The sequence below is a fragment of the Salinisphaera sp. T5B8 genome, assembly GCF_040361255.1.
Classification (GTDB): Bacteria; Pseudomonadota; Gammaproteobacteria; order Nevskiales; family Salinisphaeraceae; genus Salinisphaera.
This window is the reverse complement of record NZ_APNG01000013.1, coordinates 77533-90125: the sequence shown is the minus strand read 5'-3', so window position 1 is coordinate 90125 and position 12593 is coordinate 77533. Positions and strand designations below refer to the sequence as shown.

Below are 12593 nucleotides of genomic sequence, written 5' to 3'. Positions count from 1 at the left end.
GCCAGGGGTTATTGGGGAAATAATGTTTATCGATCGTCTTTTTTGCGGCGTGGCAGCGCCGGCGGTGGTGCTGTGTGCCGTGTTCGTAGCCGCGCCCGCACTCGCTCAGAGTGCGGCCAGTAACGACCGGCTCGCGGATATTCAGGTCACCGCCACGCGTACGCCGCAACGGGTGAGCAACACGCTGGCCGCGACCACGGTCATCGACCGCGCCGAGATCGAGCGCTTGCAGGCACGGTCGGTACGCGATCTGCTGCGACGCACGCCGGGGGTGACCATCGCCAACAACGGCGGGCCGGGCAAGTCCACCTCGATCTTTCTGCGCGGTACCGAGTCCGACCATACGCTGGTGCTGGTCGATGGCGTGGAGTATCGCTCGGCCACGGCCGGGTCGGCCGCGATCGAGGATTTGCCGGTATCACAGATCGAACGTATCGAGATCGTGCGCGGGCCGCGCTCGTCGTTGTATGGCTCGGATGCGATCGGCGGGGTGATCCAGATCTTTACCCGCGACGGGCGTGGCGTGGCCGGTACCCGACCCTATTTTCAGCTCGGCGCGGGCAGCGACAGTAGCTATGAAGGCCAGGTGGGCGTGGCCGGCAGCGATGCCAATTCCCACTACAACCTGAGCGTGAGCGGGCGCCGTACCGACGGCTTCGATGCCTGCACCGCCGATGCGGCCGGCACCGGCGGCTGTTTTACCGACGAGCCCGACGACGACGGCTACGATCGGGTCGCGGTGGCCTTCGACTACGGGTATATCTTCGATAACGGGGTCGAATGGGATCTGAACTTTCTGCGATCGCAGGCGAATGTCGAGTTCGACGGCACCGCCCAGAATGAAACCGACAGCGTCGAGCAGATCATCGGTACCTCGCTGGCCTGGCAGCCGCTGGCGGCGTGGCGTACCAAAATCGCCTATGGCAATAGCCTGGATGACTCGGACAACTTCCTCGACGGGCGCTATGTCACGGCGTTCAAAACCCGGCGCCACCAGTTGATCTGGCAGAACGACATCAGCCTGCCCAACGACGATCTGTTCACGCTCGGCCTGGACTACGAGCATGAAAGCGTCGATGGCGACACCGATGGCGATCGCGCGAACGACTTCACCGGCGCCGTGCGCGAAGACAGCCGTGATAACAAGGGCCTGTTCGTTCAGTACCTGGGCGATTGGGGCCGCCATCACCTGCAGTTGTCCGGACGTGGCGACGACAACGAACAGTTCGGCGAGCACGCTACCGGCAGCGCGGCCTACGGCATCGATTTCGCCGACGCCTATACCGCCAGTATTTCCTATGGCACCGCCTTCAAGGCACCGACTTTCAACGAACTGTATTTTCCCAACTATGGCAATCCCGAGCTGGACCCGGAAGAATCGGACAGCGTCGAAATCGGCCTCGACGGCGATCACGACTGGGGCCGCTGGTCGCTGCATGCCTATCAGACCGAGATCGACGATCTGATTGCCTACGACTCGTCCACCTTCGCCCCGGCCAATCTCGAGAAAACCCGGATTCGGGGTGTGGAAGCGGGTATTGGCACGGCGATTGCCGAGTGGCAACTCAATGCGCAGTTCACCTGGCTCGATGCCGAAAACCGTACGCGTGGCCCGAATCAGGGCAACGAACTGCCGCGCCGGCCCGGCCATACGGGCCAGTTCGATGTCGACCGCGCCTTCGGGCGCTACAGTGCCGGGGCGAGCCTGACCGTGGCCGATTCCAGCTACGACGATGCCGCCAACGAAAACGAACTGGACAGCTATCAGGTCGTCGACCTGCGCGCCTCGGTCGAGCTGGCCCGCGATTGGCTGGTACAGGCCAGCCTCAATAATCTGTTCGACGAGGAATACCAGACCGCCCGCTTCTACAATCAGGCCGATCGCAACGTGTTTTTCACATTGCGCTACCAGCCGCAGTAGCCTTAAGTCGCACGGCCCGGCCGGGCCGTGCGCTATCAACGGAGCCCTCATGAGCGACGAATCCCGCAGCGACGACGACGCCAAGGCCGAACGCCACAAGGCGACCATGCAGAAACAAAAAGCCCGGGTGGATGCCGCCATCGAGGCGGCCGATACCGAACGCGGCGTGTTATTGCTGCTCACCGGCAACGGCAAGGGCAAGTCCTCCTCGGCGTTCGGCATGGTCATGCGGGCGCTCGGCTACGGGCATCGCGTGGGCGTGGTGCAGTTCATCAAGGGCCAACAGCTCTCCGGCGAAGAGATATACGTGCGCGATCATTGCCCGCAGGTGGCTTTTCATCAGATGGGCACCGGGTTTACCTGGAACACCCAGGATCGCAGTGGCGATATCGCCGCCGCCGAGGCGACCTGGGCCAAGGTCGAGCCCATGCTCACCGACGACAGCTTCGATCTGGTCGTACTCGACGAGTTGACCTACATGATCGGCTACAGCTATCTCGATGAGAAGAAAGTGCTGGACGCCCTGGCCAACCGCCCACGCGAACAGTCGGTAGTGGTCACCGGTCGCGGCGGCGGGTCGGCCCTGCGCGAACTGGCGGATACCGTCTCCGAGATCAAGGACATCAAGCACGCCTTCAAGGCAGGCATCAAGGCGCGCAAGGGCGTCGACTACTAGGTAATGGCGCCAGCCCCGGCTACCTGGTGGCGCTGGTCTGCACGCGATGATCTGCCATCGGCTACGGTGCAGACCATTCCCGCAGCGCGTTTGCTGCCGGGCTGGCAGGCCGGCGTGGCCGGTAGCGGGCTGGCGATTGCTTTCGATCGGCCCTGGCATTGTCTGAGTTCAGCGGTGGCGGGCGGTGGCTGGAGCATGGCGCAGGGCTTTGCCAACCGCCATGTCGGCGACGACGATCGCGCCGCGTTGAATACGCCGGCGGCCCTCATCGCCGATTTCGCAGCCCAGCGCGGGCTCGCCGCGCCCTGTGTCGGCATGCTCACCGCCGCTTCGATGCGCAGTCTGCGGTTCGCCACGGTCGATATCGAAGGCGAGCGTCTGTGTGTGGTCGTGACCGCCGGCCTGGCCAACGCCCGGCGGGCCGGCGATCGGGCGGATCGGCTTGCGCTGCGCCCCGGCCCCTGCGAGGCGGGCACGATCAATCTCGCCCTAGCGACCACGCTCGCGCTGACCCCGGCAGCACAGGTCGAAACCCTGGCCACGCTGACCGAAGCCAAGGCTGCGGCGCTGCAAGCGCTCGATGCGCGCAGCCCGATTTCGAATGACATCGCGACCGGTACCGGCACGGATGCCACCGCCGTATTCTGTACCAGCGCCGGCGAGCCGTTACGCTACACGGGCAAGCACACCCTGTTTGGCGAATATGCCGCGCGGCTCGTGATCGATGCCCTCACCGATGCCATTTGCCCGCAACCGGGTTGGGCCGATGGCTGCTAGGACGCTCATGATCCAGGGCACGGCCACCGATGCCGGCAAGTCGACGCTGGTGGCCGGCCTGGGCCGGGCCTGGCATCGGCGCGGTGTGTCGGTCGCCCCGTTCAAGCCGCAGAACATGGCCTTGAACAGTGCCGTGTCCAGCGACGGCGGCGAGATTGCCCGCGCCCAGGCCGTGCAGGCGGCGGCCTGCGGGGTCGCGCCCACCATCGACATGAGCCCGGTGCTGCTCAAGCCCTCCAGCGATCACAACGCCCAGGTCATCATCCACGGCCGGGCGGTGGCCGGCATGTCGGCAAGCGACTATCACCACTACAAGCCGACCGCGATGGCTGCGGTGCGCGCCTCGCATGCGCGTCTGGTGGAACAATACGAGCTCGTGCTCGTGGAAGGCGCGGGCAGCCCGGCGGAGATCAATCTGCGGGCCAACGATATTGCCAATATGGGCTTCGCCGAGGCAGTGGATTGTCCGGTCGTGCTGGTGGCCGATATCGACAAGGGCGGCGTGTTCGCCCAGATCGTGGGCACGCTGGCGCTTTTGTCCGAATCCGAGCGGGCGCGCATCATCGGTTTCGTGATCAACCGGTTTCGCGGCGATATCGCCCTGCTCGAACCCGGCCTGGAATGGCTGGAGCGCGAGACCGGCAAGCCGGTATTCGGCGTGCTGCCCTGGCTGGATGGGCTCTATCTCGACGCCGAGGATGCCATCGCCCGCGATCAGCGCGTCGATGCCGACGCCCGTTTCGTGGTCCAGGTGCCCGCCTTGCCGCGGATTTCCAATCACACCGATTTCGACGCGCTGCGTCTGCAGCCGGGTGTGGATCTGCAATGGGTCGGGCCCGGTCAGCGCCCGGGCGGGGCCGATCTCATCGTGCTGCCGGGCTCCAAGAACGTGCGCGCGGATCGGCAATGGCTAGCGGCCAATGGCTGGGATACGCATATCACCCGGCACCTGCGCTACGGCGGACACGTGCTCGGCATCTGTGGCGGCTATCAGATGCTGGGGCAGGCGATCGACGACCCGCACGGTGTGGAAGACGCGCCGGGCGTGGTTGCTGGGCTGGGCCTGCTTGATATCGCGACAGAAATCGGCACCGAAAAACGGCTCGAAAACGTCAGCGGCCGGCTGGTGGAGAGTCAGAGCAATGGCGAGGCAGCGGTCGCCGGCTATCGAATTCATTGTGGCGTGACCCGCGGCGCCGATCTGGTGCGTCCGTTTGTCGAACTCGATAACGGCTTCGACGGCGCGATCAGCGCCGATGGCCAGGTCGCCGGCACCTATCTGCACGGGCTGTTCGACAGCGCGGCCGGCTGTGCGGCGGTGCTCGCCTGGGCGGGTTTGGAAAACGCGGCCACCGAAGATCTCGCGGGCCTGCGCGAGCGCCAGTTCGAACGGCTGGCCGATGCCGTGGAAGCTGCGATCGATCTCGACGCGCTACTTGCCGAGGCTGGCGCATGAGTCCGCGCCGGCTCGTCTGGCTGCTCGCGTTCGCCCTGCCGGTCTGTCTGCTGGCAGCGGTGATGCTCGGCGCGGTGCGCCTGCCGGCGCTGGATGTGCTGGCGGTGCTGGTCGGCCGCGATGACGGCGTGGACCGGCTGGCGCTGATCGTGCGTCAGTTGCGCCTGCCGCGTGCGCTGCTTACCGCCCTGGTCGGGGCGATGCTGGCGATTTGCGGGGCGGCCATGCAGGGCTTGTTTCGCAATCCGCTGGCCGATCCCTCGCTGATCGGCGTAACCGCGGGCGCATCGGTGGGCGCGAGTCTGGTCATCGTATTCGCAGGCGGGGCGGCCGGCTTTATCGGCCTGTCGCTGGTGTCGCTGGGCGCGTTCGTCGGCGGCACCGCGGCAGTTTTGCTGGTCTATCGATTGGCCACCGGGCCGGGCGGTACATCGGTGGCGACCATGCTGTTGGCCGGCATTGCCATCGGCGCGCTGGCCGGCAGCGTGGGCTCGCTGCTGGAGTTTCATGCTGATAACGAAATGCTGCGCCGGATCAGCCTCTGGCGCATGGGCGGGCTCGACGGCGCCAACTGGCCGCGGGTCGCGATCGTGGCCGGGGTGAGCGCGCTCGTGTTCTGGGTACTGCCACGCCAGGCCGATGCGCTCAATGCCCTGTTACTGGGCGAATCGGAGGCGCGGCATCTGGGTATTGCGGTGGATCGCATCAAGCGTCGGCTGGTGCTGCTCACCGCGGCCGGCGTGGGTGTTTCGGTGGCGGTCGCGGGGGCGATTACCTTCGTGGGGCTGGTCGTACCGCATATCGTGCGCATGCTCATCGGCCCCGATCATCGCTGGTTGCTGCCGGCCTCGGCGCTGGCGGGGGCAATTCTTTTGCTTTTGGCCGATACGCTGGCCCGTATCGTGGTTGCGCCTACCGAGCTGCCGGTGGGCCTGCTGACGGCCTTGCTCGGCGCGCCGTTTTTCATCTCGCTGTTGCGCCGGCGGCGCGAGTACGGGCTATGACGACGCCGATACTCGAAGTCGAGGCCTTGCGCCTGAGCGCGGGCGGGCGAACTGTCGTCGAAGCCGCCGGATTCGTACTCGCGGCCGGCCAGCATCTGGCCGTGATCGGGCCCAACGGGGCCGGCAAGTCGACCCTGATTCATGCCCTGATCGGCGATTTGGCGCCCGCGGCCGGGGCGATTCGGCTGTCCGGACGTACCCTCGCCGACTGGCCGGCACGCGAGCGTGCCTGCCGGGTCGCGCTGTTGCCGCAGGCCAGTGCGCTGAATTTCCCGTTTACCGTGGCCGAGGTGGTGCGCCTGGGTCGTGGCCCGCATGCCTCGGGCAGCGTGGCGGACCGCAGGATCGTGGGGCAAACGCTGGCGGCCTGCGATATCGCCCATCTGCGCGATCGGCCTTATACGCGCCTGTCCGGCGGCGAGAAACAGCGCGTGCAGCTGGCCCGGGTAATGAGCCAGATCTGGCGTGCCGAGGACGCCGGCGAACGGCTGTTGCTGCTCGACGAGCCGGTAGCCGCGCTCGATCTCGGCCACCAGCGTCTGGTTATGCAACAAGTCGCGGAGCTGGCCGCCCAGGGCGTGGCGATCGTGAGTGTGTTGCACGATATCAGCCTGGCCGCGCGCTATGCCGATCGCATGCTGGCCCTGCGCGACGGGCGTACGATTGCCGCCGGCACGCCGGCCGAAGTGGTTACCGCCGAGCGCATGCAATGTCTGTTCGATACGCACACGCGGGTGATCACCCACCCCGATAGCCATACACCGGTGGTATTGCATGGGTGAGCGGGCTGTCTGTCGCAGGAGTAGGCGATGAAGGAACTCGTGCTCGGCGGTACGCGCAGCGGCAAGAGTCGCCACGCGGAAACACGGGCGCTGTCGCTCGACGTGTCACGCTGGATCTATGTGGCCACGGCGCTTGCGGGTGACGCGCAAATGACTGCCCGTATCCAGCACCACCGCGCGCAGCGGGACGCGCGCTGGCAGACGGTCGAAGCGCCGCAGGCGCTGGGTGCGTGCCTGCGCCGGCTGGATGCGCCCGACCGCTGTATTCTCGTGGATTGTCTGACGCTGTGGCTGAGCAATTGTCTCGGCGACGAGGCCCGCCCCGGGCGCTGGGCCGAGGAACGCGATGCCCTGCTCGCCGCGGTCGACGCCAGCCGGGCCCGGTTGTTGTTCGTGTCCAACGAAGTGGGCTCGGGCATCGTGCCGCTCGGCGCGTTGTCGCGGCGTTTTGCCGACGAGGCCGGGCGTCTGCACCAGGCGCTGGCCGCGCGCTGCGATCGGGTGACGCTGGTGGTGGCCGGTTTACCGCTGACGCTCAAGGAGAACGACGCATGACCGACTGGCTGACGCAGCCGATTGCCCCGATTGATCTCGAAGCGCGCGCCGCCGCTCAGGCCCGCCAGGGCGTGCTGACCAAGCCGCCCGGTTCGCTGGGCCGGCTGGAGCAGCTGGCCGCGGATTTCGCCGGCTGGCAGGGGCGTGCGGTGCCGGTGCTCAGCGATATCGATATCGTTGTTTTCGCCGGTGATCACGGTGTGGCGGCGCAGGGGGTATCGGCCTTCGATCAGGCCGTGACCGGGCAGATGATCGCCAACTTCGCCGCAGGCGGCGCGGCCATTTGTGTACTGGCGCGACGCCACCACGCGCGGCTTGCGATCGTCGATCTGGGCGCCGTCGCCCCGCCGGCCGATTGCCCCGATGTCATCGATGCCCGTATCGGCCCCGGCACGGCAGATTTCACCACCGGTGCGGCGATGCAGGCCGACGAACTCGAACAGGCGTTACGCGCCGGTCGCGAGCGCGTATGGGCATCGGCGCATCTGTTTATTGGTGGCGAGATGGGCATCGGTAATACCACCAGCGCGGCGGCCGTGCTGGCGGGCCTGACCGGTGCCACGCCGGCCCAGGTGGTCGGCCGGGGGACCGGTGTGGATAGCGCCGGGCTGGCCCGTAAACAGGCCGTGGTTGCGGCCGGGCTGGCGCGGCATGGTTCCAGTTGGCAGGGCCTGACGGGCGCAGCCCATGCGCTGGCCGTGCTGCGCTGTGTGGGCGGTTTCGAAATTGCCGCACTGACCGGCGCGTTCGTGGCCGCGGCCCAGGCCGGCGTGCCCGTGCTCGTGGATGGTTTCATCGCCAGTGTGGCCGCCCTGTGTGCCGTCGAGATCGCGCCCGCGTGTCGGCATTGGCAACTGTTCGGCCATCGCTCGGCCGAAACTGGCCATGCAGGCGTGCTCGCACGGCTCGAGGCCCGGCCTCTGCTCGATCTGGATATGCGTCTGGGCGAGGGCAGCGGCGCCGCACTCGCATTGGGTGTGATCGCCGACGCGCTCGCCCTGCATGCCGACATGGCGACCTTCGACGAAGCCGGGGTGACAAGCAGCGATGGTTGAAGCCACGGCAACGCTCGTCGATCTGCTGCGCCACGGCGAATGTGAAGGCGGCGCGATCTTTCGTGGCAGCCGGGATGTGGCGCTGTCCGCTGCCGGGCTGGCCCGCATGCAGGCCCAGGCCGATGCGCAGCCGCATTGGCAGCACGTCATTGCCTCGCCGCTGCGCCGTTGTCGGGTCTTTGCAGAGAAACTGGCGGCCGAGCGCGGGCTGGGCTGCACGATCGACAGGCGCCTGCGCGAAATCGACTTCGGCCGCTGGGAAGGCCGGCCCGTCGCCGAGGTCTGGGATCAGGATCATGATGCGGCCCAGGCCTGGTTCGACGACCCGGAACAAAACGGCCCGCCGGGCGGCGAATCGCTGGCGGCGCTGCGTGCGCGTGCCCGGGCGGCTTTCGAGGACGCAGTGGCCGCCCATGCCGGCGGCCATGTGGTACTGGTCGCCCATGGCGGGCTTATGCGGGCCCTGCTGGCCGATCTGCTCGCCATGCCTGGCGCGGCGATGCATCGTCTCGAGGTGCCCTATGCCTGCCTGAGTCGTCTGCGCGTGGTGGCGGACGGTGCGCGTACGAATACCCAGCTGGTCGCCCACAATATCGACTTCGGTGCAGCCAAGACATGCGGCGCCTGATCGCGTTCTTTCAGCCGCTATGGCTGGCCTTCGGCCTGTTGACCACGCTACCGATGGCGCGCCTGATCAGGAGCCCCGTGTCGGCGGCCGATTCGGGCCGGTCGGTGCTGTGTTATCCGCTGGTCGGGCTCGCGATCGGGGCGCTGCTGGCCGGACTGGCCAGCGCGCTGCATGGCATCGATGCCATGCTCGGCGCGGCGCTGGTGGTCGTGTTGTGGGTCGTGATCACCGGCGCGTTGCATCTGGACGGGCTCGCCGATTGTGTGGACGCCCTGTTCGCCGGCCACGGCCAGGCGGACGCCGAGCGTACGCTGGCCGTGATGAAGGACCCGGCTGCGGGGCCCATGGCCGTGGTCGCGCTGGTGCTGGTGCTGGCGCTCAAGAGCGCGGCGCTGATTGCGCTCTGGCCCCAGGCCGGCGTGGTAGTGCTCGTCGTCCCCATGCTCGCGCGCACCGCGGCCGGGGTGCTCATGGCCACCACGCGCTATCGGCGCCGTCAGGGCCTGGCAAGCGCGATGGCGCTCAATCTGTCGCGCCGCGATATGGCCGTGGTGGCCGCGATCGTCATGGGGCTGACGCTGGCTTTTGCCGGTATCGCACTGGGCCTGGCCACGATACTGGCGGCGTTCGTGGTGGGCCTGACCTGGCGCGCGCTCTGGCAGCGCCGGATCGGCGGTTATACCGGCGATGTGATCGGTGCGTTGATCGAGCTGGTGGAAGCGGCGGCGCTGGTCATCGCCGCGCTGGTCGCGGCCGTGCTGGGGGGCGGCCTATGGGCCTGACCCTGGCGGTGCTCGCCGGCCTGGGCCTCGACGCATGGCTGGGCGAGCCGCGGGCCTACCATCCGCTGGTCGGCTTTGGCCGTCTGGCCGCGGCGCTTGATCGGCGTCTGCCGCGCCGGCGCTGGGCGGGGGCCATCGCCTGGTTGGCGCTGGTCGTACCGCCGGCCGTGCTAGCCGGCCTGCTGATTGCGCCGTTGCCGACGCCTGTCGGCTGGATCGTGGCGGTGTTCGGGCTCTGGCTGTGTATTGCCTGGCACAGCCTCAAAATACATACGCGTGCGGTTGAAGCGGCCTTGCAGGGCGGCGATATCACTGCTGCACGTCGTGCGGTCGCCGCGCTGGTCAGTCGCGATACACAAACGATGGACGCTGCTGCGATTCGCCGGGCCGCGCTCGAATCGCTGCTGGAAAACGCCAGTGACGGCGTGCATGCGAGCTTGTTCTGGTTTGCCGTCGGCGGCCTGGCGGCCGGACCGGCCGGTGCCGTGGCGGCAGCAATCGCACATCGGGCGATCAATACCCTGGATGCCATGTGGGGCTATCGTACGCCGCGCTACCGGCGGTTCGGCTGGGCGGCGGCGCGTGCCGACGATCTGGCCAACTGGCCGAGCGCGCGTTTGACCGCACTGTCGTTTGCGCTCGTGGGTGATACCCGTGCGGGCCTGCGCAGCTGGTACGCCCAGGCGTCGGCGCTGGCCAGCCCCAACGCCGGACCGGTGATGTGTGCGGGGGCGGGTGCGTTGCGATTGCGCCTGGGCGGCGGCGCGTATTATCACGGCGCCTATCAGTCGCGGCCGGTGTTTGGCGGCGATACGCCGCCGGACAGTGCGGATATGGAACGCGCGATCGTGCTGGTCGGGCGTACGCTCTGGCTCTGGATTGTGACCATCGCGATACTGGATTGGGCATGGCCTTGAACCACGGCGGCCGATTGCGCGTGGCGAGCGCGCGCTATGGCATTGCCCTCGACGCCTGGCTGGATCTGTCGACCGGGATCGCGCCCTGGTCGTATCCGGTGCCCGCAGTGCCGAGCCGGGTGTGGGCACGCCTGCCGGAGGCCGACGACGGCCTGATCGCGGCCGCGGCCGACTATTACCAGGCCCCGGCCGGCGAGATCGCCGCCCTGCCCGGCAGCCAGTTCGCGATACAGGCACTGCCTAAGGCGGTGCGCACGACGCGCGGGCCCGCACGGATCGGCGTGCCGGCGGTGGGCTATACCGAACATGCCCAGGCCTGGGCCATGGCCGGTCACGAGCTCGTGCGCTACCACGATCTGGCCGAGTTGGAGGGCATCGCCGTCGCCCTGGATCATGCGGTGGTCATCCAGCCCAACAATCCGACCGCCGAACAGGCGGATAGCGTCACCCTGGCCGGCTTGGCCGATGAACTCGCCCGGCGCGACGGCCTGTTGCTGGTGGATGCCGCATTCGCCGATTGTAATCCCGGCATCCACACCACTGCGTGGCCGGCCAATGTGCTGGTGCTGCGTTCGGTGGGCAAGTTCTTTGGGCTGGCGGGTGTGCGGCTGGGATTCCTGATCGGGCGCGCGCCCGAGGTAGCCTGCCTGCAGGCGCAGTTACGGCCCTGGGGCGTGAGCCATCCGGCGCGCTGGATCGGCTGTCATGCGCTGGCCGATCGTGCTTGGCAGGCCGCCCAGCAGGCGCGTATCGCGGCCGGGGCCCACGCACTGACAAGACGCCTGGAAACGGTGTGTTTACAACAGGCCGTTGTCAGTGCCGGGCTATTCACCAGCGTGTTTTTCGATGACCACGAACAGGCAGGCCGTATTCACGCGGCGCTGGCCGAACAGGCCATATGGACCCGTCTGGGCGATAACGGCCGCTGGCTGCGCTTCGGTCTGCCGGGCGATGGTACCGCGCAGACACGGCTCGGCGCCGCGCTCGAGACGGTGGCTGAAAGAGGATTGTGCTGATGTCGGATCATCGCGCCATCGCGCGTTTGCGTGTCGTTGTTATCGCGGCGCTGGCTGCCTTGCTGGGTGTGACCACTGCGGCGGCGGCAGCGGTCGAAGTTCGCGATTTTCGTGGACAGACCATTCGCCTGGACGCACCCGCGCAACGCATTGTTGCACTCGCCCCGCATCTGGTGGAAAACCTCTACAGCGCGGGTCTGGGTGATCGTATCGTGGGCGCGGTGTCGTACAGCGATTACCCGCCCGCTGCGCGGGCGATCCCGGAAGTCGGCGGCTACACCAATATCAGCCTGGAAGCCGTGGTCGCGAAAAATCCGGATCTGGTGGTGGCCTGGGCCTCGGGCCAGGGCGGCGATCCGGCCACGCTGGCCCGCTTCGACGCGCTGGGCATTCCGGTGTATGTCGATCGGCCACGCCAACTCACGGATATCGCCCGCGCCATTCGCGATTTGGGCGTGCTGGGCGCTACGTCGGCCACCGCCGATGCCACCGCGCAACGTTTTACTCGCCGATTGTCGGCGCTGCGCGAACGCTACAGCGAGCGCGCGCCGGTACGTGTGTTCTACCAGGTCTGGGACGACCCGCTCCAGACGCTGGCCGGCAACCAGCTCGTTGGCCAGGTGATCCGGCTGTGCGGCGGGCGCAACATCTTTGCCGATGCGGTTTCGCTGGCACCCAAGGTGGGGATCGAATCGGTGCTCGAACGCGATCCACAGGCGATCGTGGCCAGTGGCATGGGCGAGGAACGCCCCGACTGGCTGGACGACTGGCGCGATTGGCCCGGGCTGCAGGCAGTCGAAAACGACCATCTGTTTTTCGTGCCGCCCGATCTCATTCAGCGGGCGACGGTACGCGTGCTCGACGGCGCGACCACGCTCTGTCGTCAGCTCGACAGCGTCCGCCGCGACCCGCACTGAATACCCGCGCAGTGTGTGTACCGGCTCGGCGCCTGGGATGCAAAACAGAATTTAGAGCCAGCAGCTCAAAGCGCGCATCGAAATCCCCATAAAAATGCAGTCAGCAT

At 67.4% G+C, this 12593-nt stretch carries 13 protein-coding genes; all 13 read left to right on the top strand.

Annotation, left to right across the window (positions count from 1 at the left end; genetic code table 11):
• Positions 1 to 22: 22 nt before the first annotated feature.
• From btuB to T5B8_RS12755, 13 genes are read left to right on the top strand one after another with little or no spacing between them, the layout of a single operon-like run.
• On the top strand, positions 23 to 1921 hold the full coding sequence (gene btuB / locus T5B8_RS12815) for a TonB-dependent vitamin B12 receptor (protein WP_353179308.1): 1899 nt from the start codon (positions 23 to 25) through the stop codon (positions 1919 to 1921).
• A 49-nt stretch (positions 1922 to 1970) separates the two neighbouring features.
• Entirely contained in the window at positions 1971 to 2597 is a 627-nt protein-coding gene (cobO, locus tag T5B8_RS12810; RefSeq protein ID WP_353179307.1) for a cob(I)yrinic acid a,c-diamide adenosyltransferase, read from the top strand.
• Positions 2598 to 2600: 3 nt separating this feature from the next.
• Positions 2601 to 3374, top strand: coding sequence for an adenosylcobinamide amidohydrolase (locus T5B8_RS12805; RefSeq protein WP_353179305.1), 774 nt, complete (start codon positions 2601 to 2603; stop codon positions 3372 to 3374).
• Positions 3364 to 4830 carry a cobyric acid synthase gene (locus T5B8_RS12800; protein WP_353179303.1) on the top strand — a complete coding sequence of 489 codons (1467 nt, stop codon included), beginning with the start codon at positions 3364 to 3366 and terminating at the stop codon, positions 4828 to 4830. The genes T5B8_RS12805 and T5B8_RS12800 overlap by 11 nt, the downstream gene beginning before the upstream one ends.
• Positions 4827 to 5834, top strand: a complete 1008-nt coding sequence (locus tag T5B8_RS12795) for a FecCD family ABC transporter permease (RefSeq protein WP_353179301.1) — start codon at positions 4827 to 4829, stop codon at positions 5832 to 5834. The genes T5B8_RS12800 and T5B8_RS12795 overlap by 4 nt, the downstream gene beginning before the upstream one ends.
• A complete protein-coding gene (locus tag T5B8_RS12790) occupies positions 5831 to 6616 on the top strand; it encodes a heme ABC transporter ATP-binding protein (RefSeq protein WP_353179299.1) in 786 nt (261 codons plus the stop codon). The genes T5B8_RS12795 and T5B8_RS12790 overlap by 4 nt, the downstream gene beginning before the upstream one ends.
• Before the next feature lie 27 nt (positions 6617 to 6643).
• Positions 6644 to 7171 (top strand): bifunctional adenosylcobinamide kinase/adenosylcobinamide-phosphate guanylyltransferase, encoded by a 528-nt coding sequence (gene cobU / locus T5B8_RS12785; protein WP_353179297.1) that lies wholly within the window; start codon positions 6644 to 6646, stop codon positions 7169 to 7171.
• Positions 7168 to 8226 carry a nicotinate-nucleotide--dimethylbenzimidazole phosphoribosyltransferase gene (gene cobT, locus T5B8_RS12780; protein ID WP_353179296.1) on the top strand — a complete coding sequence of 353 codons (1059 nt, stop codon included), beginning with the start codon at positions 7168 to 7170 and terminating at the stop codon, positions 8224 to 8226. The genes cobU and cobT overlap by 4 nt, the downstream gene beginning before the upstream one ends.
• Positions 8219 to 8854, top strand: coding sequence for a histidine phosphatase family protein (locus T5B8_RS12775; protein WP_353179294.1), 636 nt, complete (start codon positions 8219 to 8221; stop codon positions 8852 to 8854). The genes cobT and T5B8_RS12775 overlap by 8 nt, the downstream gene beginning before the upstream one ends.
• A complete protein-coding gene (cobS, locus tag T5B8_RS12770; protein ID WP_353179292.1) occupies positions 8842 to 9636 on the top strand; it encodes an adenosylcobinamide-GDP ribazoletransferase in 795 nt (264 codons plus the stop codon). The genes T5B8_RS12775 and cobS overlap by 13 nt, the downstream gene beginning before the upstream one ends.
• Entirely contained in the window at positions 9627 to 10553 is a 927-nt protein-coding gene (cbiB, locus tag T5B8_RS12765) for an adenosylcobinamide-phosphate synthase CbiB (RefSeq protein ID WP_353179290.1), read from the top strand. Before cobS ends, cbiB begins: the two co-directional genes overlap by 10 nt.
• Positions 10544 to 11569 carry a threonine-phosphate decarboxylase CobD gene (gene cobD, locus T5B8_RS12760; protein ID WP_353179288.1) on the top strand — a complete coding sequence of 342 codons (1026 nt, stop codon included), beginning with the start codon at positions 10544 to 10546 and terminating at the stop codon, positions 11567 to 11569. Before cbiB ends, cobD begins: the two co-directional genes overlap by 10 nt.
• Complete coding sequence (locus tag T5B8_RS12755) at positions 11569 to 12486, top strand: cobalamin-binding protein (RefSeq protein WP_353179287.1); 918 nt, start codon at positions 11569 to 11571, stop codon at positions 12484 to 12486. Before cobD ends, T5B8_RS12755 begins: the two co-directional genes overlap by 1 nt.
• Positions 12487 to 12593 lie beyond the last annotated feature (107 nt).